This is a genomic window from Magnetospirillum molischianum DSM 120 (assembly GCF_000294655.1).
Lineage (GTDB): Bacteria > Pseudomonadota > Alphaproteobacteria > Rhodospirillales > Magnetospirillaceae > Phaeospirillum > Phaeospirillum molischianum.
Genome location: NZ_CAHP01000019.1, coordinates 1 through 26,941, shown reverse-complemented (window position 1 = coordinate 26,941; position 26,941 = coordinate 1). Strand labels below are relative to the sequence as shown.

Below are 26,941 nucleotides of genomic sequence, written 5' to 3'. Positions count from 1 at the left end.
AGGCCACGATGTCACTCTATCCCTCTCTCGGTACCGATGCGTCTCTTGCCGACAGATATCTCCGGCTGATCAAGCGATCGCTGCTCAACGAGCTCTATCTCGAACTGGAGGCCGTTTTGCATTATCTGCTGCTGTGCCGCCGCCAGGGAGCGGAACCGGACGCCGAGGTCATCCGCGACATTGCGGCCCGACGCCCCGATATCATGGCCCGCCTTGTGGCGGTGCGCAACGACGGCAATATGGTGCTCTGGCCGGAAGACGGCGGGCGGCCCTACGATCCGCGCGACATTTCCGAACACGTCCACACCATGATCGGCTGCCAGCGGTTGGACCATCTGCATTTCTGCCTGGATGCTATCCTGGCCGAAGACATTCCCGGTGACATGATCGAAACCGGCGTCTGGCGCGGCGGCGCCACCATTTTCATGCGGGCGCATCTTGCCGCCCACGGTGTGACCGACCGCATCGTATGGGTCGCGGATTCCTTCCGCGGTGTGCCGGCCCCCTCGGTCCAGGAAGATAAGGATTACGATCTGAGCAAGCGGCGGGCTCCCATCCTGGCGGTGTCCGAGGAACGGGTGAAGGCGTTGTTCGCTCGCTACGATCTGCTCGACGATCAGGTTCGATTTCTGCCGGGATGGTTCCGCGACACCCTGCCGCAGGCGCCGACCGGCCCGATTGCCTTGTTGCGTCTGGATGGCGATCTATACGAATCAACCATGGATGCCCTTCTCACCCTTTACGACAGGGTGGTGCCCGGCGGCTTCATTATCATCGACGATTACGGTGCCCTGCCGCCGTGCCGCCAGGCGGTGGAGGATTTCCGAACCGAACGGGGGATCACCACCCCGCTGGAGCCAATCGACTGGACCGGCATGGCGTGGCGCAAGGAGGGGAAACGCCCGCCTCGTTCGGAATCCTCGCCCGACGCGCCGTTCACCGTGATCGAGCGGCCTCAACCGCCGCTTTCCGCCTGCGATTTCTATCACACCATGGAGACACCCGAGGGGGTCATCGCCGGGCAGTGGGATCTGCGGACGAACACGGCCGCTTATCTCGGGGCTGTCGATTTCGCGGGGAAAAGCGTGCTGGAGATCGGGCCGGCCAGCGGCTATCTGACGTTCCATATGGAGCAGGCTGGCGCCAGCGTCACCGCCGTAGAGCCGCCCCTGAAACGCCTGTGGGACGTTTTCCCTCATCAGGGCATTGACCGGGATGCATGGCGCGCCTCCTTCTTGCAGGGGATCATTCGTGTCCGCAATTCCTTCTGGTACATGCACCACCATCTCAAGTCGCAGACCCGCCTGATCGAAACCGTTCCCGAGGCTGTTCCCGCCGCCATCGGACGGTTCGATATCGGGGTCCTCGCCGCGATCCTGCTCCACACGCGATCGCCGTTTTCCATCCTGGAAAGCGTGGCCGCGCGGGTAAACGAAACGATCATCGTAACCGACCTGTACGATTCCACGCTGGGGGAACTTCCGGTGATGCGGCTGATCCCCGATGCCGAGGGCGCAGCGGTACTGGATACGTGGTGGTCTTTTTCGCCGCGCTTCTTCGTTCAAGCCCTGGGCTGCCTCGGTTTCCCCAACGCAGAGGTCCACATCCACCATCAACACGGACCCAATGGGATGCTGGCGCCGATGTTCACCGTTGTTGCCTGTCGCCCCTCGGTGAGCAGATCGAAAGAGCCGGGCCGGGAAATTCGGACAGACAGATAAATGAACGGATTTCCAGTCCACGCTACAGCGTGCCCGATTACCCCTCTTCCCCTCCTGGCGTGTTCCCGCCCCCGCCGCCGAACCGGTTCGGCGGGATCAGGTTGGCAACGGCCTCGGGCTGGCCGTAGGCCTTGACGACAGGCCTCGGCATAAGCGGCGAGATCGCGGTTGAGGTCGGGACTGACAGTGATGACGATGACGCGAGGCGGCCAGCCGGGGCGGTGACGTAGAGCCCCAGCGGGTTTTTGCGCACCGTCTCGGCGGTGCGCGGCGGCTGGATCATCGCCCTCAGCCTAGCTTGGCTGGGGCTTTCACTTATAGGCGCGAGAGCAGACTGACGCTCTGCGGAGTCACGCCAGTATCTTGGGGAAACGTCGGAAACACGACTTCTTTCGTCGCGTCCGCGGGCGCAAGCATTCGCTGATTCGGATGCTCCGCGGTGGCTGCGATCGGCACTCGCCAAACAGGCTCTGACGATTCAAGGCGATCCATGCAAGCGCCGGGAAACCCTGATTTTCCAGCACAAGAAACAGCCAACCTTTGTCGCCGCCACGTGGATACTTCCGGAAACCAGCACCGACCGGCCGAAATGGCACTGACGAGGCGAGTGCTGGCCCGATTTTGGGGGCGCGGAACAGATCTCCGCTGGTCCGAGGAGGGAGATTGCGAGGGAAGCCGCCTGCAATGACCGGGTGGCCCCATCCCGGGGCCACCCGGTCAGGCGATGGCGGCCTGACGGTCGAGCCAGCACCAGCGCTTCATGTTGTAGGCCATATTGACCATCGTGACCGCCGCCCTGGCGCGGGCGATGCCGATGGTGCTGCAGCGCCCGACCGTATTCATTGTGTCTGCAAGATTAGACCCACTATAGCGCGAATTTAGAGATGTAACCTCGGTCAACACCGATCTGAAGATCAATGATCAGACCGTGATGGCCGGAAGGGTGAAGCAGCAGCGGAGCCCGCGGCCGACCCCTTCGGATTCGATCCAGATCCGTCCGCCATGCCGGGTGATGATCTTGCGGCATATCGGCAAGCCGATACCGGTGCCGCTGTATTCGTTGCGATGGTGCAGGCGCTGGAACAGCCCAAAAATCCGCTCCTCATACCCCAGCCCGGTTTCGATGCCGATCCCGTTGTCACGGATCTGTATCAGCCAGATCTCTCCGTCAGCCTGGCAATCGATGTCGATCTCGGGAGGAGCGTCCCGGCGATATTTGAGAGCGTTTCCGATCAGGTTGACGAAGACACGGCACAGCTCGTCCGAATTACCGATAACGGTTGGCAGGTTGCTGTGAATCGCAACGATGGCGCCCGCGGTTTCAATCTGGATCCGCAGGCTATTCATCGCTGACATGGCCACGTTGTGCAACGAGACCGGCACCATCGGCTTTTCGATACGGCCGACCAGCGACAGGTCAAGCAAATCACGGACCAGGGCATCCATGCGGGCGGCAGCGTCGGTGATGATGATGACGATTTCCCGTTCCTCGTCCTGCAATCGGTCGTCAAGGCGCCGCGCCAGCAAGGTGGTGAACGATTTGATATTACGCAGCGGCTCGCGCAGATCGTGCGAAGCGGCATAGGAGAAGGCTTCAAGCTCGGCGTTGGAGCGCTCGAGCGCCGCGTTCTTGTCGCGTAGGTCTTCGGCGGCACGCTTGCGCTCGGTGACGTCGTCAAGGGTGACCAGCACCCGCTGGTCGGGCAGTTGCACCGCGACGAACGCGATGATCCGGTCGCTGCCGTCCTGATGGCGGACGGTGAAGGTCTCGTCAGCTTGACGGAATTCCGGCGGGTCGATGACCGCTCTCTGCCATGAGTCCATTACCATTTGGCGATAGAGAGGGTCGGGACATGCTTTCCTCCACCACAAATCGGAATCGGGGATGTCGGCCAACGTGTAGCCGAGGATGTGGGTGAAGGCCGGGTTGAGGTAGCCGACGCTGCCGTCGGTGTTGATCAGGACGATCCCGTGGGGAATTGCTTGAACAAGCCGATGGAAAACCAAGTCACGCTGGCTCAGCGCCAACACGGCCTGTTGATGCGCCTCGACCTCGACGGTGAGCCGCCGGGTGCGCTCGGCGACCAGATCTTCCAACTGCTCCTGGTGCTGCGCCGTTAGCCGGCGCAAACGGCGTTCTTCCAGGATCACGGCAACCATGAAGCAGAAATTGCGCAGATAATCGCAATAGGGGGCGAAGGTCGCGGACTCGACGACATCGACCAGCAGATTGCCGCTGGTCGAGCCCCCCATCGACAGAGAAAAAGCGACCGAGCCTTGCCCGGCCACGCGATTGGGATCCGGGTCAAACGCCACTGTTGCAACGCCTGGGAGGTCGGCGAACCCTTCGAGTACGAAAGGGATCACCGCCCCTTCAGGGAGGATGGCGATGACGCTCTGCATCAGGAGCAACTGTCCCAGGACACGGTTATCGAGAGCCTGGAAAGCGTTGGAATCGGGGTTATCTGCGCCGGGCAAGGATCTCCTCCGGCGCTATGAAGAACGGGTTGTGTATGACAGCGCCGCGAATCACCATCAACGGATGGACTTTCAGCACCTGCATGATCGTCGCACCGTCGAAAGCGGTGGCATCGTACTGGCAGACGGCGGTGACCGGATGGTCGGTCAACAACAGGCTGATACGGGATTCATACTCCATCAGCCGGTCACCGCCGGAGATGGTCTGGATTTCAGCGGTCATTTCGCCGATCACTCGGGCGGCGGGGTAGCCTTGGGCAACCGAATCCAGGTGAAAACGCCGCACGGTCTCGACGATACGGTCGGGGTCGAATCGCTGGTCCTGGAAATAGACCTCGCGAGGGGAATCTGTCAGCAAGGCTCCGGACTCGACGCAATCGCGATGCGACACGCCATTATCGGCCAGGTAGCATGACAGATGGTCATGATCGAGCCGATCGGAGAAGCAGGCCGTGCGTTCGCCGGCCTTCAATCCGCTGCGCACGAAATGCTCCAAGGCCTGGATCCGCTCGGATTCGCTCCCGAAGATATGGCAGATATGCACCCCAGCTGGAAAAGTCTGGGCAGTGAAGCCAAGAGAGACAGGCACGGCATCGCGGGTCATGGTCACCCCCTTGAAGCGCAGGCGGAACAGGATCAGGTCGGCAGGCTATGTATCTAATTTGCGCTTTCCTATACCAAACGTCCAGTTTGGCGACTATATCCTCGATCAGGGACACTCACTCACCGAGCGGGTGTGATGGAAAGTCCATGCTCGTTATTAGTCAAGAACAAGCCATTCAGCCTCGCGTGCCGCCCGGACCGAATCCTCTCAGGCAATACAACTGGATTAATTGCTGCCGGTGCCGCCAAACTCGGACGGCCGTCTTGCCAAAATGAATCCGAACGAGTCCTGAAAACTGGAATCGCATAAAATCTAGGCGATGGGAACAGATGCAATATCCGCAAAGGTTACCCGACGGCGGCGAGCATAATCAGCAGGGCAAGTCGCTATCGCCGGGACCGCTGCATCTGAACCCGAGATGATCGTGGGCGTAACGTCGCCATACTCATCCCGGTTCCCCCCATTCGTCGTCTTAATTATTCGCACGAGAATACCATGGGGAGGATAGAGGAGTCGCCATGGCCTCTCCTCGATCCCCGTGCAAAGAATAGTGTCACCCGAATACCCGCCTTCAATCAAGGTCGCGGGCGATACGCACGCCGATGTCGATGAAGCGAAAGTCCGAGGCGAAACGCATCCGCTTGGCGCAGCGCAGATGCGCCGGGCTGTTACCCCACGAACCACCGCGGATCACCCGCGAGCAGGTCTCGGGTCCGGTCCTCGCGCTGCCGTCGGCTGGAGCGCCCTGATAGTTTGCCGACCAACAATCCTGGGTCCATTGCCAGACGTTGCCCGCCATGTCAAACAGACCGAAGCGGTTCGGCGGGAACGACCCCACCGGGGCCGTCTGCTCGCCGTCCCACCGGCTGCCGCAACCGACGCAGGCCGCCTTGCCCACCCCGATCTCGTCGCCCCAGGGATAGCGGGTATCGCCCCCGGCCCGGGCGGCGTATTCCCATTCCGTTTCGGTTGGGAGCCTATAGTGCTGGCCGGTTTTCTCATTCAACCGATGAAGGAACGTCTGAACCTCGATCCAACTGACCGACTCGACCGGTCGGGTGTCGTTTTTGAAGCGGCTGGGATTGCTGCCCATCACCGCCTGCCATTCCGCCTGGGTCACCGGGGTGCGGCCCAGGGCGAAGGGCTTGGCGATCGTCACCGTGTGACGGGGCTCCTCGAACGTCTCGCGCCCCGGTTCGCCGGGCGGGCTGCCGATCCGTGCCGTACCGGCCGGGATGACCACCAGGATCGGGCAGTCGGTGCAATCGCTGAAGGTATCTGCGGCGCAGACGGGGCCTCCGCCAGCCAGACTCAGCATCAGCACACCGACCAGTCGTCGGATCGCGACCATGACGAGACTCCTTCTGGGAGAAGACGATCGACCGGACCGGCGGGGTGCTGCCGGTCCGGTCAGGATGGTGCTGCGGGATCACTTCACCTTGACGATCTCGCCGGTCACCGGATGGACATAGACCTCGGCCCGCTTGCCGGCCTTGTCGGTGCCCTTCATCTCAATACAGCCGTCCTCGGTGGCGATCTTGCGGATCTGGTAGCCCTGGCCTTCGAGCATCGCGCGGATCTCGCTTTCGGGCTTGGCCGGGCCGTCGGCCGGCTTGCACAGATCGGCGGCAAAAGCCGGGGCGGCGAAGGACAGGCTGGCGAGGGCGGCGAGGATACGGATCGAACGGGTCATCATCTGAGGTCTCCTGAGAACGGGAAGCACCGGGGGCGCCTTGAGAAACACCCTATCCCCTGCCGACTGAATTGACGGTGACGAGTCGGTTCATGAAGGGTTCATCCGCTACGGACGATCATCGGCGATTGTCCCGGTGCCGAAGGTCGCGCGCCGTATACGGAGGAAACGATGCCGTTATGTCCCTGCGGATCCGGTCTTGCGTTCGATGATTGCTGCTGGCCGGTGATCGACGGTACGCGCCCGGCCCTCACTGTCGAAACGCTGATGCGGGCGCGCTACAGCGCATTCATCCGCAGTGACCTCGATTTTCTCGACCGCACCCTGGCTCCCGAGAAGCGCGCCGCGTTCGACCGCGACGAGGTCGGACACTCGGCCGGCGAGGCGGCGGCGGTGGGGATCGAGGTTCTGGCGGTCGAGGGCGGTGGCGCGGGCGACGAAAGCGGAACCCTCGACTATCTCGCCCGCTTCAAGATGCGCGGCGAGCCGCATCTGCACCACGAGCGGGCGACCTTCCGCCGCGACGATGGCGCCTGGGTCTATGTCGAGGGGATCGTGAACCCGAAAAGCCCGCCGCGCACGGTGGTCAAGGTCGGCCGCAACGATCCCTGCCCCTGCGGGTCGGGAAGGAAATACAAGACCTGTTGCGGCCGGTAAGGCGGGGATGGAACGCCATTTCGCCTGCACCGCCTGTGGCCACTGCTGCGTCGGCGTGCTGCCGCTGACCCTGGACGAGGCGATTGCCCATGCCGGCCGCTTTCCGCTGGCGGTGCTGCTGACCCCGGTGCGTCAGGGGCATCGCTCATTTGCAATCACCACCCGCCTGGGCGCCACCATCCGACTGGATCGTCGGCGAGACCTCGCGGTGCGGATCTCGCCGGTGTCCTATCTTCCGGCCGCCATGGCCTGCCCGGAACGCGATCCCGGCGGGTTATGCGCCATCCATCCGACCAAGCCGCTGCGCTGCCGGACGATGCCGTTCTACCCTCAGCGTGACGAGACCGACCAGGCGGCGATGCTGGTGCCCCGCCCAGGCTGGGCCTGCGACGTCTCGACCGCCGCCCCGGCGGTCTATCGTGACAAGACGATCCTCGACCGCGCGGCGTTCGACGCCGAATTGCGTGCCCTGGCAGATCAGGCTACGCGGCTACGCGCCTTCGCCGAGAATCTGGTCGCCACCGTGCCGAACATCCTCGACAAGCTGGTCGCGGCGGCGGCCAATCCGGTGGGCGGCGACCTGCTCGTGGGGTTCGCCCCTTTGCTGCGGCAGCTGGACGGCGTCGATCGCGCCGAATTCGCCCAGCGTCAACGCCCGGTCTTGGCGGCATTCGTCGAGCGGACTGCCAGCGATCCGGCCCTGGCGGCGTTCCACCGCCATTATGCCGCCGGGCTACGCGACATGGAGCGGCTGGCGCGTCCCTGATCCATCTGCACCCAATGCCGCGGAGTCTGGCTGGATCGGGGGAACTGGAAAAACTGCTCCAGCCGATCCGTGACGAGGCGGCCCATTCCGGGCCGGGTAGTGGTTTCGGCTCGGGCGAGGCCACCACGGTATGGCGCGACCCGCACGGGCAACCGCCTGTTTCCGAGCGCCATGATCATCGATCGGGCGGCCATGATCATGACGGGCGTCATGGCCACCCTACGCGTCATCGAGATGTGCGGCCCATTCACGCCACACGGCCCAGACCACCGCCAGGACGATCGGGCCGACGAACAGCCCGACGAGGCCGAAGGCGAGAATGCCGCCCATCACCCCGAACAGAACCAGCAGAAAGGGAATGGCCCCGACTCCGGAAATAAACATCGGGCGAAAGACGTTATCGATCTGGCTCACCACCGCGCCCCCCCAAATCCAGATGCCGATGGCTGCGCCGACCTCGCCTTCGAACAGCAACCAGGCCCCGGCCCCGCCCCAGGCCAGGGGGGTGCCGAAGGGGATCAGGGCGAAGAGGGCCGTCATCACCCCAAGCGTTACCGGCGACGTCAGCCCCGCCACCCAATAGCCCAATCCGGCGACGGTGCCTTGCACCAGGGCGGTGAGCAGAATGCCGTAAACCACGGCGCGCGTCGTCGAACCGGCGGCGGCAAGATAGCCTTGGGCTTGCGGACCGATGAAACGCTCCAGAACATGGCGCACTTCGCGGAACATCCGCGCGCCATCGCGATAGAAGAAAAACAAAATCGTCAGCGCCAGCACCAGCTTGACCAGATTTCGCCCAATGCCACCGGCCAAAATCGCCGCGTCGATGGCATGGTCCGAAAGCCAAGTTCTGGCGAGCGAGGCCATGCCTAGGGGATCGGACAGCAACGATTCCCGCTGCTGCATCAACCACGCCCCCAACCAGGGCAGCCGTTGCAGCCAAACCGGGGGCATCGGCGGGGCGGCGATAAAGGTTTGCACGGCGGGATAGATGCGCCCGATTTCCTGCTGCCCCAGCCAAGCCAGCCACAGCAGCGGGGCGAACAGAGTCAGAACCGCCAAGACGGTCGCAATACCGGCCGCCAGGGTTTCCCGCCCGCCGCATTTAAGCCGCAGCCGGTTGGTCAAGGGCCAGGAGGCATAGGCCAGAACCCCCGCCCAGGCCAGCGGCGCAAGGAAGGGGTCCATGATCAGATACACGAGGCACCCCAGGCCGGCTAAGGCCAGCCAGGGCACCAGACGACGGCTGAGGGGCGAGGCTGTTGCCATGCGATTATCGGTCAGCGGCCGTGCCCGAACATCCGGCCCAGGGTGTCGTGGCCGGCCAATTGATGGAGGATCGCCATGGCGGGATGCAACACCAGATAGGCCCACATCAACGGCCCAGCAGCTTCGTGCGTCTCCTTGACCGCATGCATGGCCGGCGACAGCGCGACATCGGGGACGATGGTCAAGGCCAACGCGGTCCCGCTTGCCGCGAGGAACAGGCCGATCAGCACCCCCAGAAGGATGATGCCGATCGATTGATGGAATGCGTACCAATCATTGGGGACCCGTCCGGGCTTTGGCGTAATCATCACCAGACTGGTCATCTGCTCGGCGGTGATTCCCAGGGCGATCAGCAGATGAAGCAGACGAGAGAGCGAATCGTACCGCTCTATGCTTCCAGGGGACTGGGGCATGCCGCTATCCTTTCCGATTTAATTTTGTTCCCTTGGTCGCGATCTCGACCGCAGCAGTTTGACGAATTCGAGGATCAGCAGAAGGGCGAGTCCGGCCCCCGCCGTCACCGCGAGATCATGCGGATGCAACGGCCCAAACCGGAACAGAGTGCTGGCGAATGGCCACAACAGCGTCAGGCCCAGCATCACCGTCACGGCGAGCAGAACCAGAACCAGCGCCCGGTTTGGCCGTCCGAGCGCGGTGACCAGAGAAGCCCCGAACGAGCGGTTGACGAAGATCAGGCTGACGCTCGAGAGCACCAGGGAGAAAAAGGTCAGCGCACGGACCTCGGCCTCGGGCATGCCCCGGTCGAGGGCGACGAAGAAGATGCCGCCGACCAAGCCGAGGGCGACGAATCCCTGCAACAGGCTCCAGGCGATCAGCGAACCCGAGAATAGCGGCTCGTCGCGGGGGCGCGGCTTCTTGCTCATCACATTTTTCTCTTCGGTCTCGGCCTCAAACACCAGCGAGCAGACCGGATCGATCACCATCTCAAGAAAGGCGATGTGCATCGGTCCGAACATGATCGGCAGGCCGAACAGCAGCGGCAGCAGCGCCATTCCGGCGATCGGCACATGCACCGCGAAAATGAAACCCATCGCCTTGCGCAGATTGTCGTAGATTCGCCGACCCAATCGGATGGCGGTGACAATCGAGCCGAAATCGTCGTCGAGCAGGACGATCGAGGCTGCCTCGCGCGCCACGTCGGTGCCGCGCCCGCCCATGGCGATACCGATATGCGCCGCCTTGAGCGATGGCGCGTCGTTGACGCCGTCGCCGGTCATCGCCACGATCTCGCCCGCGTCCTTCAGCGCGGTGACGATGCGCAACTTCTGCTCCGGCATGATCCGGGCATAGACCGTCGCGGTCCGCACCCGCTGAGCCAGGTCGGCATCGCTCATTTTGTTGAGCTCTTCCCCCGTCACCAGATCAAGGGCATCAAGACCGGCCTGACCGGCAATCGCCCGGGCGGTCGCGGAGTAGTCGCCAGTGATCATCACCACGCGGATCCCAGCCGAGCGGCATTCGCTGACCGCCGCGGGCACGCTGGGCCGAAGCGGATCGGCAAGGCCGACGAGGCCGAGGAACTCGAAGGCGAAATCGTGCTGCGTCTCGGGCCAGGCATCGCCGCTGAAAGCGGCGCGGGCAACGCCTAAGACCCGCAGCCCCTCGGCAGCCATCGCCTCCATTGCCGTCGTCAACGCGGCGCGCTCCGGCTCACCGAGGTGGCACAGATCGGCGATGGCCTCGGGCGCCCCCTTGGCGGCGACAATTTTCGCGTCACCCGCCCGCCAGATCTGCGACATCGCCAGCAGGCCGGGACGAAGCCCATACGTATGGACGATCTGCCATTCCGGACCGTACCGAACCACGCCCGCCGCCTGCTGGTGAAATGCCTTGTCCATCGGGTCGAAGGGAATCGGCGCGCTGGCGAGGCGTCCGAACTCGAGCAAGGGGGCGAAAGCCTCCGGTGGCGGCGCCGCACCTTGGGCGTCGGTGAGGTGAAGTGTCTCGGCACTAGGCAGACGCAACTCGACGATCGTCATGCGGTTCTCGGTCAGGGTGCCGGTCTTGTCGGTGCAGAGCACCGTTGCCGAGCCCAGAGTTTCGATTGCCGCTGCGCGCCGGGTCAGCACCCGCGCCTTTGATATCCGCCACGCCCCCATCGCCATGAACACGGTGAGGACGATCGGAAATTCCTGGGGCAGCATCGACATGCCGAGCACGATGCCGGCCAGCACCGCGTCGAGCCAGCTGCCGCGCAAGGTGCCATACAGCACCACTACCAGAAGGCTGACCGCACCGCCGACCATACCGAACAGCCGGACCAGCCGGCGGGTCTGGGCCTGAAGGCGCGGCGGTTCGGTCTCCAGCGTCCGCAGTGACTGACCGATCTTGCCGATCTCGCTTTGCGTGCCGATCGCTGCGACCTCGCCGATCCCCGTGCCACGCACCACCAGCGAACCGGAGAACACCCATGGCAGGTCGTCACCGCCGGGGCGGGGGCTATCGGGCAGCGCTTCGTCCCCCTTGGCGATCTTGCGCACTGGTACCGGCTCGCCGGTCAACAGCGATTCGTCGGTCTGAAGGTCATCGCTTTCGAGCAGCACCGCGTCGGCCGGCACCCGGTCGCCCTCCGCCAGCACGACGACATCGCCCCGCACCACGTCGCGCCCAGCGATCCGCTTGCGCAGTCCATCGCGGATCACCAAGGCGCGCGGGCTGGTGAGGTCGCGCAACGCGTCGAGAACCCGTTCGGTGCGGGTCTCCTGGATTACGGTGATGGCCACGGACAGCGTCGCGAAGGCGAGCAGGATCAGAGCATCCTTGTGATCCCCGATCACCAAGTAAATCGCGCCGCCACCCAGGAGCAGCGCCAGCATCGGTTCGCGAACGACCTCGATGATAATGCGCAACGGTGTGCGCCGCTCCGGTCGAGGCAGCTCGTTGAAACCCTCGGCCTTTTGCCTAGCCTTAGCCTCCGACTCGCTCAAGCCCTGGATTGTTGTGGTCATGGCTGAAACGTGCGCAAGGCCGAGACCACAACGTAGCGACCAACTGTTCCCGCCTCAACGGATCGGGGACTGCATCTCCGACCGATAGGCTTGGGGTTTCCCATCGGTTTATCACTCCGCGAATTGATTTTCGCTTAAATACGCTGCCCGTTTCATGAAAAAAATTATAGATACGGAAAATACTTAATAAATATTAAATCTGCTTACATATTCTATTTTTAATAGAAATTAATAAATAAATTAGTAATTTAAATAAAAACATAGTTAATACATTAAAATGTAGCATTCATTACTATTGTTTTAACAGAGATAATTGTCAGTCTGCCTCAGGCACCTCACACACAGACTCGGAGCCAGAGAAGGCGCCGATGCTAATCGTTATGGACAGGATGTTTTAGTCGTCCGTGAATAACCCCAAGCCCGGCCTGTCACCTGGGTTTAGGGCTGTGGCGAAGTAATCGAATTTGCCAGATTCGGCGTCGTGTCCCCCCGATTCCCGGCAAATTTCGTATCCCAACCTTGCCCCTTTACGCCCCCCATCGGTTGTGATTGCATTCTCTCAGAGCCGCTCGGGGAGGAGAGATGACGCCGCACAAGAGACCGCCGCAGACCGAGGGCGACCTGTTCCGGTCGCGGCTCGACCAGATCATCAACCTGCGCCACGACTTGGTCCGGCTGGCGGGTTTGGTCGCCTGGGGCTTTTTCGACGAGCGGTTCGCGCCGCTTTACGCGGAAACGGGGCGCCCGGGTGTTCCGACCCGACTGATGGTGGGATTGCACCTGCTCAAGCACATGTACGGCCGTCTCTGACGAGGCGGTGTGCGATCGCTGGGTCTGCGATCCGTATTTCCAGTATTTCTGCGGCGAACCCTTCTTCCAGCACGCCCTGCCGGTGGACCGCTCCTCGATGACCCGCTGGCGTCAGCGCATCGGCGCCGATGACCTGTCGGCCCTGGTGCAGGAGAGCCTGGCCGCCGCCCACCGGGCCGGCGCTCTTCAGGCCGAAGACATGGAGCGGGTGACGGTCGATACCACCGTTCAGCCCAAGGCGGTGACCTTCCCGACCGACGCCAAGCTGATGCAGCGGGCCCGGGAAAAGTTGGTGGCGCTGGCCCAAGAGTGGGGCATCGGCCTTCGCCAGAGCCACGCCCGCGTCGGCAAGCGGGCGGCGATGAAGCAGGGCCGCTACACGCCCACGCCAAGCAGTTCAACCGGGCGCGCCGCGAATTGCGGCGGCTGAAGACCTATCCGGGGCGGGTGATCCGCGACATTCGCCGCAAGATCGCCGGCAACGAGGCCCTGACCGACGCCTTCAAGCGCCCCCTGTGGCTGGCCGAACGGGTGATGACCCAACAACGCCGCGATCCCTTGCCGAAGGTCTATTCCCTCCACGCCCCCGAGGTCGAATGCATCGGCAAGGGCAAGGCCGCCAAGCCCTACGAATTCGGCTGCAAGGTCACCGTCACCACCACCAACCGCCCGGCCGCCGGAGGTCACTTCGTCCTGCATATCGACGCTCGCCACGGCAACCCCTATGACGGCTATACCCTCAAGGCTGCCGTCGAGGCCACCGAAGCCTGGACCGGCGTCACCGCCCGCCGCATCTATGTCGACAAGGGCTATCGCGGCCACGGCCTCGATCGCTTCAAGGTCTGGATCTCCGGCAACAAGGCCCCGACCAACGCCATTCGCCGCGAACTGCGCCGCCGCAGCGCCATCGAACCCGTCATCGGCCACATGAAAAACGACGGCCTTCTCGGGCGGAACTTCCTCAAGGGAAAGAGCGGCGACCGCATCAACGCCATCCTCTGCGGCGCCGGACACAACTTCCGCCTCCTGCTCCGCTGGCTGAGGCTTTTGTTGTCCATGATCCGGGCCGTCCTCAGGGCCGAAAGGCACAACCTGAACGCTCAGCCCGTCTGATCCTGGAGGGCTGAACCGAATTTTTCACGGACGACGTTTTACTTTGCTTCAATACGGCACGAGGCTATCGCCTCGCGAATACGTTCTGCGGCGATAAGGCCCAAAACAAATCAGCTCATATGGACGCTTCCGGAAACTGGCGCGGATGTCGGGTTCGTGATTCCATGGGCTCTCGGGGTGTAGAGGGGCAGCGTGATAGCGGGTCAGATCGGGTTCTGGGTTCGGTCGCGGTGACCGCTATTCTGGGAACGGTCGGCCGGAACGATGCCGCTCTGGAGCGGATCGTCGGCACTTTGATCGGTCATCCCCTGTTCACCTGGAATCATTTATAAGTACACCCTCATAGGGCGATGATTATTTCAAGCTGTTGGGCGACGTGATCGTCAGCCCACGCGGCATCGTCACCCGAAGTCTCCGCGACAGCATAATTCATGCACCAAGCGATGAGATCGCGGGCAGCGACGTCGAGTGCCTGCGCCTTATCAATCCAGTCTTCGGGAGAGTGATTTGAAGCCCTGGCATTTTGCGCGAAATACCAGGGGCGCGAACGGTCGATGAAAGTCCTCAGCTTGTCGGCCAAGTCATCCGTTTCGCGAAACGGGCGTTGATGTGTCGGCCAGTTTCCCCGGTGTTTCCAGAGTTGGAGAATCTGCTCGAAGAGCTCTCGCTCCAGGCTAGCCTTCTCCGGGCCTGACGCTCGTTCAGCATCCAACAGACGTTCCGCAAGATAATAAGCCATCCACCGGCCGAGTGTGTCTGTCGGTTCCAACTGTAGCGCATCAATCAGCTTCCGGCCAAAGCCGCACAGATCCGTGAAGGGTATGGAGGCGTCCGGTTGCGCCTCGCAGGAGGTAGATTCGGTTGTAGGACCGATTGGCGATGTGCTCGTGATCGTACCGTCCTGGTTGGTCTTCGTATTCACGTTCGAGCTCCACCTCGATGATCAGATCGCAGCCGAAATGAGAAAGAATTTCTTTCAGGAATGGTGTCGTGACCGACACACGGCGCCCGCTGTTGGACGAATCACCGCGTCGTTCATCCACACGGGCGCCCCAAATTTCCGACCGCATGACAGGGATTGTTCCCCGATACCAATTCCGGAAATCCTTGTCGGGCAGCAACTCAAAGAGTTGTTGGATTTCGCGTTTAGGTTTTGGGGGTGGCCAGGAAACCTCACCGGCGAACACGTCCAAGCCGTCCAGCTCTCGGTCCCGTTCCGTGGAGGTGACAAGGTTTCTCAGCTTGAAGATGTCTGGGACCTCGTCCCTATCCTCGTCGAGATTCTCCGCCGTCTGTAAGGTCCGGAGAAGTGCCATGCTGGTCGCGGGCGAAGCCATTGCCGAATTAACGCGGACACGCTGTTTGTTTTCGTAGCGGCTCTGAAACCACCAGGCATCTACGACCAGTTCATTCGTCGGTGTTTCGTTCAGTCCCAGGACGGCATCAAGGTCAGCGGCCCCGATGGAATATGCCCAAATCTCCCTCTTTTCCGGGTTGTAGCCTACCTCTCCCATTTCCGGGCAGAGGTTGAGCGGCACCGGATCCCGCCGGTCGGAAAGCCAGCGACCATCGCCTCGCGTCAGGTCCACGCGGCGGATCCAATCCTTCCAGCCATTCTCCTCGTATCGGAGTGCGGGAGGGAGTTGCTGGACCAGTTCCCCCGCCGCGCAGAGCAGTGCATGCCAGCACACATAGAAACGGTAGGAATCGAAAGTCGATAACTGCTCCCGCCCGATGCCATGGCGTCGCTCCTTGCCGCTTCGTGGCTCAAAATAGTGGTCTGGAAGTGAAATACCCCAGCGTTCGCAGATCCATTTCTCAACCCTCTCCGACACGTCATCGGGATGAATGCCGAAGGCATTTCCCAGTGGGGCAATCCAATTCCCGTCGAACTCATAGGGCATCAGACTCCGCCCTTGGCCTCGTCGGAGATCATACCCGGTGTAGTGCGTCTGATCTGACGCCACCGGCTCCATGGCGCTGGAATTGACGGATCTCAGTCGCTTGATGACGTCGTCGTCCAGCTCCGCCTCTCCCGGAACCGCAAAGGCCAAAACCGCCTGGGCGGCAAAATGGCGGATCAGGACATGAGGCTCATCGGCGTTCAAAGCCCAGTAAATGAGCGTTTCCCGATAGGGCATCACGGCTTGAGGAGCGTCCTCCGCCAACCGTGCCAGGGCGATCAGGAGCCACAATCGGGCATGGAGAGCATAGAAGGGCAGTCCGGCGCCGATGAAGGCGGGCAGTTCCGTCCGGGGCAAGAGTTTCACCACGGCGTCCAGCAGCGAAGACTGGCCAAGGCGCCCTAATCGGACCACCGCATGGGCGGCCCGCCATCGGGTTTCCGCCTCCGGCGAGGCCAGCATTGCGTACAGAAACCCAGCAACGGCTTCCTCATCCGAAGCCGGAGGGGCAAGGTCATCGCACCAGGGACCATCGCCATCCTGATCACGGAGGGGGCCTTCCAACCGGTCGAGGGCGTAGGTCAGAACCTCCTGGGACTCATCTTTTGAGAGGGATTCTTTCGCGAGAAGATTCACGAATCGAAACAATTCGCGGGTAGGAATGTCGCGCACCCGCTGGGAGATGGAATTCGTCATGAGCCGGATCAGTTGGGGGCGACTTTCCCCACCCACGGCGACACATCGCCCGATGTCATCCCGATCCCAGCCCATGAACGGAAGCAAATCCTCTGCTTTTTTATCTATGACGGTTCTGACCGCCGCCCTAAGTGCGGCCTGTACACTCGGGACATACCCCCAATCCTTCCGACACCCTTCCAGCGCCTCGATGGCCCAACTGCCGAATTCAAGGTCGCCATTGGCCAAAGCACCAATATGGTCGGCACGCTTGTTTCGGAGAACACGTTCCCTCATCGCCGCAAAGACGTCACCGATATCAATACCGCCTCGACCATCCCGCCAACGGGATATGGCTTGGTTGATGCCGGCGGCAGTTCCCGGATCCAAGCCCTCCAGCAACTTGTCCAAATCCGGTAGCTCTTTCTCTACGACCGAAAATGATGCCGCCTTTTTATCTTCCCGATCCGAGTCTTGCCCCAGGGTCGTAAGCGACTCCAGACGCGCATTTACCAAGCCGTAGCGGCGTGCTTCAGCCTGAAGCTCTTTGGAGGACATTCCTGCCGCCATCCGGTCGAGTTCCTGGTCGGACACCAGGATGTCGAGAGCGGTCTGACGCCGCGCCTTGTTAGGCAAACCGGCAAACAGCTGCTTGGCACGGTCTTTGCCGTCCCAATACCCACCAAAGGCATGCAGCGCAACGAGGGTTTCCGGGGAAAGACGGCCAAGCTGCATCGCCATCGGAGCAAGGCTCGATATCGTCCAGTGAACGGCCTCGACGCCCCGGTCATCCCAACGGGCGATTGCGGTAAAGGCGGAGGGCAAATCCAGTCGAGCAACGGATGTCGTGACCCTTTCCCAGGGGAATTTGTGATCGTTATAGGCATGCAGAAGTTCGGCAGCCCGAGCCAAACGATACGCCTCTGGTGCCGAAGACCTGCCGGTTCCAGCACATTCCGCCAGGGTAAGCAGAGTATCCAGGTGTGGGTGTATTTCGTCGCTCAGCCGCCCCACATGGTCGAGGGCCTCTTGCAGGTAATGGCCAGCCTCGGTCGGCCCCAGGGGCAGGAGCGCCCTGGCGATATCCATCAAATCATCGGCTGTTTGGCCGGCGTTCTGGCGCTCGCTTACCGTTGCCTCGCGGGCTCGGCCCGCACACAGAAGGGCGAATTCGGCGAGAGTCGGCCGCGATGCGGCCAACTCAGCCAGACGCGTCCATATCACGCTTGGAAAGGCCAATTGTTCAGTCTTTGCCCAATTTTCCAAGTCAGCGGCGCAGCCATCATCTCCATCGGCCCAGAGCAGAGCCTCCATGCGCAATAGGGCAACACCTCGATTGTTCGAATAGCGAGCGGGACCTGCACCCTCGTATTGCTCTTGGAATGCTGCTGGCGGGACGTCCGTTGCCAAGATTTCCCGCGCGATCGCCCGCTCACGGAGCATATGCCACTGGATTAGAGCGCTGTAGTAATCCGAAAACTCGCGCTCGTCCCGCCCGTGCCCTCGGTTCTTCTCCCAGGTTTCGCGCAGGCGGCTGGGCACAACATCCTTTATGGTGAGCTCACGCCCTTCCATGATCGCCGCCATGGATGCCATCCGCAGAAGGGCGTTTCGCTTACCTCCCGGATCGTAATGGGTGTATGCCCGTTCATGCGGCACCGGGTAACGGGCCAAAAGGTCTTGAATGCTGACACTCGGACATTTGGCTCGCATCGCTGCCTCGGCGACCGAGGCAATGGCAGGGAAAATGGGGCTGCCATCGAGCTGGTCCGGCAGTTCGATGGGAGTGGGCTCGACGAGAAGCTCATCCAGCAGGCGCTGTGTTGAGTCAGCGGGCGGGGTGATGCACCGCTCGACCAGTTCCCTATTGACCGCCAAACGAACCAGAAGCGGGGCTCCTTCGTCGGCGAGGAGATCCTCAAGGATATTCTGGTCGCCGTTGTCCAGCATCTGCGTTGCTACGACGCCCCCCGCCAGGAACGGCATATCCCCTGACCAATAGCCAAGGAAACGCGCCATATCCAGGGGCCCATTCAGTCTGGAAATGACCGCCGCATAGAGAGCGACTTCCGCAGGCTTTAGCCCTTCACGAGAATGATCATCTGGGCGTGCCCGCCTCTCTGCGGCCCAATCTCTCAGCCATTGCATGGCGAGGCGGAAATATTGTCTGGCTTCCGGCAAACCCAATGGTTTGGCTGAGAGCATGGCTGCGCAGGCGATGAAGGCCTTTCCACTTTCACGCCAAGGGCGATGTCGGAAAACATGCTCCGCGACAACTTCGGGAGCGGCCAAATGGCCGATCAGATCCGCATGACGATTGAGAAACGCGACCTGCCGGTCATCTGCGGCAACTTCCTCGGCTGCTCGAACCAGCAGTTTGGCGGTGTCCGTGGTTCGTCCGCGCGAAGCGGCAACCCTGAGCCCGTAGGTTACACGCTGCAGGACAATCGCCCGCCGCTCCACCGGGTCCGCCGCCTCGGGTGATGCGTCACCAAGGGCCAACTCCATCAACCGATCATGACGACCGGCCTGATGCAGGACGATGGGCAGAATAGCCGCGACGTAGGCGTCTGTGTCGGCAGAGGGCTCCAGCCGGTCGGCCATGGTCTCCCAATGCGCTGTAGCATTAGCGAATTTGTCTTTGAACCAGGTTTCCGTCGGTTCGTCTTGGAATTGGACCGCGTCGTTGCGGATCAGAATGGGACGTCCATTGGCGAAATCAGCGACGAAGCTACGGATTGCGTCTTCCGTAAGTCCTGATGCCTGCGCCAACGTCGTGAGCGGAACGGGCGGCGGCAACATGGCGAGGGCGGCACCCAGGCGATCGAATTCGTCACCCACCGCCTGTTCGCGCAGGACTTTGTGGAATGCGGAGTCGAGTTGTCCTTTGACCAGCGTCTCGGCGGTTTCTACCATCGGCCCAAGGCTTTCGCACAAAGCGGCCAGATCGCTTGCCACACGCAGGGCGTTGGCTTGGACGCGCGGATTGCAGTCGGTGAAATGGTGGAAGAGGGCGACCTGCTCGTCTGATGCCTCGGGAAACTTTGTCCGAAGTAACTGCCCGCTTTCCGCGACGGAAAACGGCTGGAGGTAAATGGAGATGGCCTCCTGCCTTGGACGCAGGTACTGCTCCACCCGGTGAGGGCGGGCCAGGGCCACGATGCGGCACCCCTGCGGCGGCGCTTCCTGTAATAAGGCCTCGGCGAAACTGCTATCACTCGCGCCTTCGGCCGCCATTCCCAGATTGTCGGCGGCATCGATAATCAGCAAAACCACGGCATCGGGGGACTGGGCTTGCACGGTCTCGGCGGCTTGTCCAAGCCTGCGCCACAGCTCTTGCAGATAGGTTTGTTCCGACAACCCATTTTGCGGCAACAGCAGGTCGCACAGCCCCTTGGCCGCCAGTTGGTTGACAATCTGGGGGACTCCGCGGGCCGCACGGTGCCTGTAGGTTCGGTAGTTGCGGTAATCTCCGGCGGCAAAGCCGTCAAACAGGATGGTTTCAGAACCGGGCGGCATGTGCCCGCCCAAACGCTGCGCCAGTATGGTCTTGCCGATGCCCCCCGGGGCCTGAATGACGACCGGCCATCCCGCCCGAAGGATCGTGGAGGCGATATCCTTCTCTTGGGTGCGCTGAAACGCGGACTCGGCGGGTTCGAGTTTGGCCGGGGCCGGGAACAGATCGTCGGATGTCACTCTGAAGGCCAGCAGAACCTTTTCACGGTCAATGACCTTGTCCCGAGCCTTGTCAGAGGTGGTGTGATCCTGGACCAAGGCCTTCATCCGCAGGGTCGCGTCACTGTCGAGCGATATCCGTCGGGCGTCCTGAGCCAACAAGTTCGTGAGGCTTCGGCGATCGGGCTGCTCCGCCAGGAACTGAACCAGGCTTGCGAAGTCCCGGAATTCAGCTTCGGACAGGCTCGTCTTGCTCAGAAGTGTATTTCTGGCGTCCAGCACGGCTTTGTCGATCACCTTCGGCGACGTTCCAAGCCTGAATGCCTCGAAGGCGGCAAGCACGCTGGGGGAAATCGGGCGATTGGTCACAAACTGGAACCGGATTTTCCCCAGAACCTCCGGCGCACCAAGTTCGGACACTTTCTCGCGAAAGCTTGCGGCAAAGCCCTCCAGCGTCCCGGCCAGGCCGGAAACCGGCCAGGGCGCATCTGGGTTCCGAGTGGAGTATTTCAGCTGACAGTAGACAATCTGTCGGGCCTGACGGATATCTTGCGAGCCGTAATACTCGGCGGTATCGACGACCAATAATCCTTCAGCAAGTTCCTTGCCGTGGATTTCGCGCTCGGACACCCCTTCGACCGACACTCCGACCAGATCTGTAGTCGGATCAAGCAGCCTCAATGCCCGGCGGGCCGTCCACAACACGTGGAAGTCGTCACCGTCATTGCGATATCGGACGAGATTGTTCGTGTCTGCCATGGAATCGATATATCAGGGGCACGACCCGATGTCGTGCCTCCAAACTTTAAGCGGGATGCAGATGTTATAACAGATTCCTAAAAGGCGTTTCCCGCCATCGTGCAATCAGCCTTTCGCTTCCAGGAAAGACAGGTTCACCCTGCGCGTATTCATTTTGAGCCGACCTATAACCCTATTTCCAACGACTTGAACGTCCCTACTCACTTCGTCGAAACATGGATGCTTCCGGAAACTGGCGTCGTGGCTGAATTTATGATTCCATCCTTGATGGTTGAGATGCGAGGGCGGAATGGTCGTTCAGCATGGGTTCTGGGATATCGAGCATCGTCTGGCGTGGTAATCCCCCCTGGAAATAAAGGGATGCGGACGTAGAATTTTCTCGGTCTTGCGAACGAGGAGATTCGGATGAAGAAGAGTCGGTTCACGGACGCCCAGATCATGGGGATCCTACGTCAGGCGGAGGACGGTATCCCGGTCCTGACGCTGTGCCGCGAGCACCAGATGAGCAGCGCGACGTTCTACAAATGGCGGGCGAAATACGGCGGGATGGACGCCTCGATGATCTCGGAGATGAAGGGGCTGGAGGACGAGAACCGGCGGCTGAAGAAGATGTTCGCCGAGCTCAGCATGCAGAATGAATTGCTCCGCGAGGCTCTCGGAAAAAATAACCCGGCCATCCCAGCGCCGGGAGATGGCCGAGACAGCGGTGGCGCGACGAGGGATCAGTATTTCGTTGGCGTGCCGGACGTTCGGGCTCAGCGAGACGTGCTATCGCTACAGCCCAAGGCTCTCCGACGAGAAAGAGCAGATCGCCGAACTTCTGATTGGGCTCACCCAGGCCAGAAAGACCTGGGGGTTCGGCCTCTGCTTCCTGTATCTGCGCAATATCCAGGGTCATGGCTGGAACCACAAACGGGTCTATCGGATCTATCGCGCGTTGGAACTGAACCTGCGGATCAAACCCCGGAAGCGGCTCAAACGCGACAAGCCCGACGAACTGACGGTGCCAGACGCCCCCAACCAGGTCTGGTCGATGGACTTCATGGCAGATCGTCTGGAGGACGGCCGGGCTTTCCGGCTGCTCAACGTGCTCGACGACTTCAACCGGGAGGGACTCGGCATCGAAGTCGATTTCTCTCTGCCCGCCGAACGGGTCGTGCGGGTGCTGAACCAGATCATCGAATGGCGCGGCAAACCGGGCGCTATTCGGGTCGACAATGGTCCCGAATATATCAGCGGTACGCTGATGAAATGGGCCGAGACGCGCGGCATCGGCCTCCAACACATCCCCAGCCCGGCAAGCCGCAGCAGAACGCCTATGTCGAGCGTTACAACCGGACGGTCCGGCATGAATGGCTGGGCCAGTTCCTCTTTGAAACCATCGCGGAGGTGCAGGATCACGCGACAGAATGGCTCTGGACCTACAACAACGACCGCCCCAATATGGGCATCGGCGGCATCACACCCGCCCAGAAACTGAAATTAGCCGCATGAATTCTATGTCCAACCCCCGCTAAAAATGGCGGGATTACCACACCACCACTCCACGGGACAGGATCGCTAGTGCCACATCCGCCAGCAGCCATGAATTTTTCAGATAAGCTTACTTTGATAACTGAGTTAGGCAGTGACAGCATGATTTTCGCTACCGATAGCAGAGACCGCAGACAGGGAGGGCGTAGCCCGACCGATCATCGCCCTGTAAAGGCTCACTCAAACAGGCCCGTTGAGAGTCAAGTGTCTATCCATAGAGATCCTTTGTTCCCTCCCGCCCCTGAGGGGATTCTCCTCGTTGGCGCTGGTAGAAACGCTCGAAATATCATATGCATTTTCGAGACTGCCGATGTTCGCGTTTCTAAGTTGGTCGACGATCAACCGAAAGGGGAAGTCTTAGGCCATCAAGTTGAATTGATCGATGATATAGAGGGTGCAAACGTCGATGCATTTTTGACGATCGCAGACCCCGTGCAGGCACAACTCGTCAGGGAACGCCCAGCCCTTAAAGGTTGTACATGGCCTAGATTTATCCACCCTTCATCTGTTGTCTCGTCCTACGCCAAGCTTAATGAAGGGTGTTATGTTGGTCCTTTTGCCATTTTAACCGACGTTACTCTTGGCCGGCATGTTCATCTTTTTGCCCACAATGTCCTGGGCGCGCGCGTATCCGTCGGCGACTTCACGGTTATCTTACCTCACGCTACAGTGGCCAGCGACGCAAGGCTTGGTAAGCGATGCATGATCGGAATGGGCGCGCGGATACACGCGGGTGTTCAGATTGGAGACGACTGCCGAATCGGTGTTAACGCTGTGGTTCGTCGTGACATGCCGGATGGGACGATTGCCCATTCTGATCAGCGCGTTCGTGTGAGACGCCGCATCTCCTTTGCAAGGTCATCAGCGCACGATGATGACGGGTCGTGATTGTGCAGTCACACGGTTATATTTGGACCTGCGACCTGAAAATCCTGTCTTTGTGCCGTGATTGATATGATGGAATGCCGGTAAAAGCATTGCAGATCCATTCAGGAGTTCGTGATGAGAGGGAGTTTTTGATGATTTTGATATTGACGTATGCAAAGGTTTGCACAACCTCCATCACGCAGCTTTTAACTGAACGCTTTCCAGGAGAGGTTTATAACTCCCATGGTCTTGGCGCTTGGTTGAACGAGCCGCTGGCCCGTATCTTTGCCTCAGATGATCACGCGATGCGAGGCCTTCGCCTCTTTCATGATCAAGCGCCAGCGATTGCCAGTCGCTTGGCCGAGGCCATGGCAAGCGGCGAACAGGTAACGGTCATTAGTGGGGTTCGAGATCCCATTGCTCGTTCCTTGTCAGTTGCAATGCAAAATTTTGAGTCCTGTTTTATGGACTGTATGGCTCACTCAACACAGGCAACAGCCGATATTATGGCTGCACGCATCACTGATCTATGGCTGCGCGATGCCAGTGACGAAGATCCTGTGCGAACCTGGCTTGAATTAATGATTCGCGCCCCGTTCCTCTGGTTTCAGGAAGAGATTGAAAAACCTTTTGGCTTCGATCTGAAAGCGCATCCATTTGACCATGATCGTGGCTACTCTATTTTATTCAAGGACAATGTTCGACTTCTTCTGTTCCGGCAAGAGAATGTGCCAACAGCAATTGAAACCGGACTCGCCGAACTTTTTCCGGAAATAGATGTTACGCTACCTCATGTGAATGAGGGTGGCACCAAGTCTACGGGAGATATCTACCGCGCCCTCCAAAATTGTTTTCGCCTACCTCGCGCTGCTCTGGAGGAAATTTACACTCATCCAGAAGTTAAATCATATTACAAAGACAATGAAATTACCGCAGCAATCAATCGTTGGGCTGCTCCCCCTCCCCCCCGCACGTGGGTTACTCCTCCTCCGCCCGCAGCTCCACGACCGGCATTTGTAGCGGCTGTGTTTATTCCTGTACGGAACCACGCCGAATGGATTGGCGCTCAACTCGACAGCCTGTTTGCCCAATGGCGACGGGATATTGAATTGATACTGGTCGATGACGGGTCCACCGACAACAGCTTCAATGTAGTCTTGGATCGACTGGCTACCCGGCCTGACGTGACTGCAACCTTGATGAGAAACGGTACTGCAATAGGGCATGGTATGTTGCCCCATATTATCAAGCTTTCAAAAGCGCCAATTATTATTCAGGCTGACAGTGATGACATCACGTTACCCGGTCGCCTTGATGTGATCATAAATCATTTTAACAGTCATCCAGACTGTAGGCTTGTAACCACCAATGCAGTTTTGATTAGCGAAGAAGGTATCCCGAGCTGCTTGTTGGATACAAATTTGCCTGATGCTATTCTTGATGACCCAATCGCTTTGGCAGATCAACAGAATAACCCCTATTGGCTGGGAGCCTCTTCAGCTTTTCATCGTTCGATTATCGAAACATTTGAACCTCTGGATCCGGAGCTCTGCCCTTACGGCCTTGATCTTCTAACCGGATTCCGGGCGACATTGCTTGGATCCCAACACTATCTGGCACGACCTCTCGTCGGGTGGCGTCAACATTCCCACAACAGCCACAGAATGATTGGGGCGTTGAATAGCGACCCGGCAGCTCTTGAGCACACGGCGGCTGTGTATGTGATGGTCAAGGCTCAACGCCTGCGCGACGTCGCATGCCTGCGCGCTCAGGGTAAGCTCGATCCTACCCGCGCTGCGATGATTGAGGCACGTTGGCAGGCTGATTACACGAGCAAGATTGATGAGTGGATTCGGCTCCGTAACCGCGTGACCGGAACACATGCCGCTCCAGAGCCCAACACAGCATCAAAATTAAAAACAAAAAATACATCCAGGGAATCGCTCCTATAATAACATTAAGGATAGGATTTGAGTACTCTATCGCTGAACTATTCTATTTTCTTGCCCTTAGGTCAGGAGTTCATCTTGTTGGCAATCAAATTCCATTCGGCGGAGATCGAGCAATATTATCAAGACAAGCAATTTTCTCTATTAGACTTCCGGAAGTCAATGCAAAATCAATAATTTTCACAATATCTGGACTCCCATATTTTGAGAGTCAATCAATTTTCATTTCAATTGATTTCTGCGAACCCATCGAGGCAAAAATAAACTCTGATAATGCCTCGCGCATAAGCGTGCCGATTGTCAGAAGAATCGACCCTCATGGTGGAATCATAACAATTATGATTATTACGCCTGACGCTAAAAAGTTCAGTTCTTTTGCCCCCGATCTAAATGATGACCGGATTATTGGCGCATCTTTATTCTCACTGAAGGTTGTTTAGCTCATCTGGGTAATCCCGTAATTGCTCACGGGGTTGGCGTCGATTTTGTCAGGCGACGACGAAGGTGCCATTGACGAGGTCACGAACGGCCTGAAGGGCAGTCTGGCCCTTGAGGCGCGCCGTGCCGGTGACAGACCGATATCCGGCATGGACTTGGGCACCCCAGTCGGAGCGGAATCCATTGGTGACCTTGCGGAAAACGACGGAGGGCCGAATCTCGCGCTCGGACACATTGTTGGTGGGCGGGACCTCGCGATCGGTGAGGAAGACGAAGAACTTCGTTCGCCACGCCTTGATCTGGCGCTGGAGGATTTGCCCAGCTGGATGAGCGACCGGGATGGCGAGCAGGGTGTCGAGGCGGCGCTCTGCCTTGGCGGCATAAGCGACCAGCGTAGAGTCCTTGAGCTCTGTTCGTCGTTTGCCGACACGGATTGCCCAACGGAGATGATCACGAATTTTCGGGGCGAAGACGGTGTCGCCGCAATCGATGGCGTATTGGACGTCGCGCAGGACATGGGCGAGACAGACCTGATGGGCCAGGGCGAGATCCTGCTGTCCGGCGTAGCGGTCGGACACCCAGACCCCGGGGCGGTAGTCGCCCAACACGGTCTCGGCGACGCTTTTGGCCCGGCGCGGCGCAATGTCGTGCAGCACCGCCCGATCCGAGACAAACACCCACTGCCAGTGGGTGACGCCATCGACCCGGGTGGTGGTTTCATCCGAGGCGATCACCCGGGCGGTCAGCAATTTGGCCTTGATGGCCGCGCGTGCCTCGTCCAGCCCGGTCCGGACCCGACGGAAAGCATTGGCGATGGCGCCTTCCGAGACCGCCAACCCGAACAGGTCCTTCATCATCCGCGACAATCGCTCGAAGCCGACATGGTGGCTGTGGTGGAGATACAGAAGCAGGGAACGGACGCCCGGTCCGAACGGCGTTCCCGGTGCCATCCCCGTCGGCACCTCGGCCCGGGCACGACGTCCACAGCCGCCACAGCGCCCGCCGAACAGTTCGATTCGGGTCACCACTGGGCGGATCACCGGGAGGTCGATGTGGTCGTA

At 60.3% G+C, this 26,941-nt stretch carries 16 protein-coding genes and 2 pseudogenes; 7 read left to right on the top strand and 11 right to left on the bottom strand.

What is annotated here, in order from left to right; translation table 11 throughout:
• Nucleotides 1–8: 8 nt before the first annotated feature.
• The gene (locus PHAMO_RS07540) at nucleotides 9–1,721 is read left to right on the top strand and encodes a TylF/MycF/NovP-related O-methyltransferase (protein WP_002728007.1); all 1,713 of its coding nucleotides are present in this window, start codon (nucleotides 9–11) and stop codon (nucleotides 1,719–1,721) included.
• A gap of 717 nt (nucleotides 1,722–2,438) precedes the next feature.
• On the opposite strand, the gene PHAMO_RS20195 is transcribed toward PHAMO_RS07540, so the two are convergent.
• From PHAMO_RS20195 to PHAMO_RS07515, 5 genes are all read right to left on the bottom strand, one after another.
• Nucleotides 2,439–2,564 carry a hypothetical protein gene (locus tag PHAMO_RS20195; RefSeq protein WP_002728005.1) on the bottom strand — a complete coding sequence of 42 codons (126 nt, stop codon included), beginning with the start codon at nucleotides 2,562–2,564 and terminating at the stop codon, nucleotides 2,439–2,441.
• A 78-nt stretch (nucleotides 2,565–2,642) separates the two neighbouring features.
• Entirely contained in the window at nucleotides 2,643–4,199 is a 1,557-nt protein-coding gene (locus PHAMO_RS18455) for a sensor histidine kinase (RefSeq protein WP_002728003.1), read from the bottom strand.
• Nucleotides 4,183–4,803: an MEDS domain-containing protein gene (locus tag PHAMO_RS07525; RefSeq protein WP_002728001.1), complete on the bottom strand. Its 621-nt coding sequence runs from the start codon at nucleotides 4,801–4,803 to the stop codon at nucleotides 4,183–4,185. The genes PHAMO_RS18455 and PHAMO_RS07525 overlap by 17 nt, the downstream gene beginning before the upstream one ends.
• A gap of 571 nt (nucleotides 4,804–5,374) precedes the next feature.
• Nucleotides 5,375–6,154, bottom strand: coding sequence for a formylglycine-generating enzyme family protein (locus tag PHAMO_RS07520; protein WP_002727999.1), 780 nt, complete (start codon nucleotides 6,152–6,154; stop codon nucleotides 5,375–5,377).
• A 78-nt stretch (nucleotides 6,155–6,232) separates the two neighbouring features.
• Nucleotides 6,233–6,499: a PepSY domain-containing protein gene (locus tag PHAMO_RS07515; RefSeq protein ID WP_002727997.1), complete on the bottom strand. Its 267-nt coding sequence runs from the start codon at nucleotides 6,497–6,499 to the stop codon at nucleotides 6,233–6,235.
• A 168-nt stretch (nucleotides 6,500–6,667) separates the two neighbouring features.
• Here PHAMO_RS07515 and PHAMO_RS07510 point away from each other — a divergent pair, with 168 nt between their 5' ends.
• Nucleotides 6,668–7,153, top strand: coding sequence for a YchJ family protein (locus PHAMO_RS07510; RefSeq protein ID WP_002727995.1), 486 nt, complete (start codon nucleotides 6,668–6,670; stop codon nucleotides 7,151–7,153).
• A 7-nt stretch (nucleotides 7,154–7,160) separates the two neighbouring features.
• Complete coding sequence (locus PHAMO_RS07505; RefSeq protein ID WP_002727993.1) at nucleotides 7,161–7,919, top strand: YkgJ family cysteine cluster protein; 759 nt, start codon at nucleotides 7,161–7,163, stop codon at nucleotides 7,917–7,919.
• Between the two features lie 219 nt (nucleotides 7,920–8,138).
• Here PHAMO_RS07505 and PHAMO_RS07500 read toward each other — a convergent pair whose 3' ends face one another.
• From PHAMO_RS07500 to PHAMO_RS07490, 3 genes are read right to left on the bottom strand one after another with little or no spacing between them, the layout of a single operon-like run.
• A complete protein-coding gene (locus tag PHAMO_RS07500) occupies nucleotides 8,139–9,188 on the bottom strand; it encodes an AI-2E family transporter (protein WP_002727991.1) in 1,050 nt (349 codons plus the stop codon).
• A gap of 11 nt (nucleotides 9,189–9,199) precedes the next feature.
• Entirely contained in the window at nucleotides 9,200–9,601 is a 402-nt protein-coding gene (locus PHAMO_RS07495; RefSeq protein ID WP_002727990.1) for a cytochrome b/b6 domain-containing protein, read from the bottom strand.
• Nucleotides 9,602–9,619: 18 nt separating this feature from the next.
• Nucleotides 9,620–12,157 carry a cation-translocating P-type ATPase gene (locus PHAMO_RS07490; protein WP_002727988.1) on the bottom strand — a complete coding sequence of 846 codons (2,538 nt, stop codon included), beginning with the start codon at nucleotides 12,155–12,157 and terminating at the stop codon, nucleotides 9,620–9,622.
• 582 nt (nucleotides 12,158–12,739) lie between these two features.
• On the opposite strand from PHAMO_RS07490, the pseudogene PHAMO_RS07485 reads away from it, so the two are divergent.
• Nucleotides 12,740–14,080: pseudogene (locus PHAMO_RS07485) on the top strand (IS5 family transposase).
• A 340-nt stretch (nucleotides 14,081–14,420) separates the two neighbouring features.
• On the opposite strand, the gene PHAMO_RS18450 reads toward PHAMO_RS07485, so the two are convergent.
• Nucleotides 14,421–14,819 carry a hypothetical protein gene (locus tag PHAMO_RS18450; protein ID WP_051002398.1) on the bottom strand — a complete coding sequence of 133 codons (399 nt, stop codon included), beginning with the start codon at nucleotides 14,817–14,819 and terminating at the stop codon, nucleotides 14,421–14,423.
• A 40-nt stretch (nucleotides 14,820–14,859) separates the two neighbouring features.
• Entirely contained in the window at nucleotides 14,860–21,093 is a 6,234-nt protein-coding gene (locus PHAMO_RS07475) for a P-loop NTPase family protein (protein WP_002727977.1), read from the bottom strand.
• Between the two features lie 405 nt (nucleotides 21,094–21,498).
• On the opposite strand from PHAMO_RS07475, the pseudogene PHAMO_RS07470 reads away from it, so the two are divergent.
• The 3 genes and pseudogenes from PHAMO_RS07470 (at nucleotide 21,499) to PHAMO_RS18940 (ending at nucleotide 25,445) form a co-directional block, all read left to right on the top strand.
• A pseudogene (locus PHAMO_RS07470) lies at nucleotides 21,499–22,587 on the top strand (IS3 family transposase).
• Between the two features lie 90 nt (nucleotides 22,588–22,677).
• A complete protein-coding gene (locus PHAMO_RS20385) occupies nucleotides 22,678–23,514 on the top strand; it encodes an acetyltransferase (RefSeq protein ID WP_081504486.1) in 837 nt (278 codons plus the stop codon).
• A gap of 74 nt (nucleotides 23,515–23,588) precedes the next feature.
• Nucleotides 23,589–25,445: a glycosyltransferase gene (locus tag PHAMO_RS18940; protein ID WP_081504485.1), complete on the top strand. Its 1,857-nt coding sequence runs from the start codon at nucleotides 23,589–23,591 to the stop codon at nucleotides 25,443–25,445.
• A gap of 485 nt (nucleotides 25,446–25,930) precedes the next feature.
• Here PHAMO_RS18940 and tnpC read toward each other — a convergent pair.
• The coding region (gene tnpC, locus PHAMO_RS07460; RefSeq protein ID WP_040566429.1) for an IS66 family transposase at nucleotides 25,931–26,941 on the bottom strand (1,011 nt) is incomplete at its 5' end.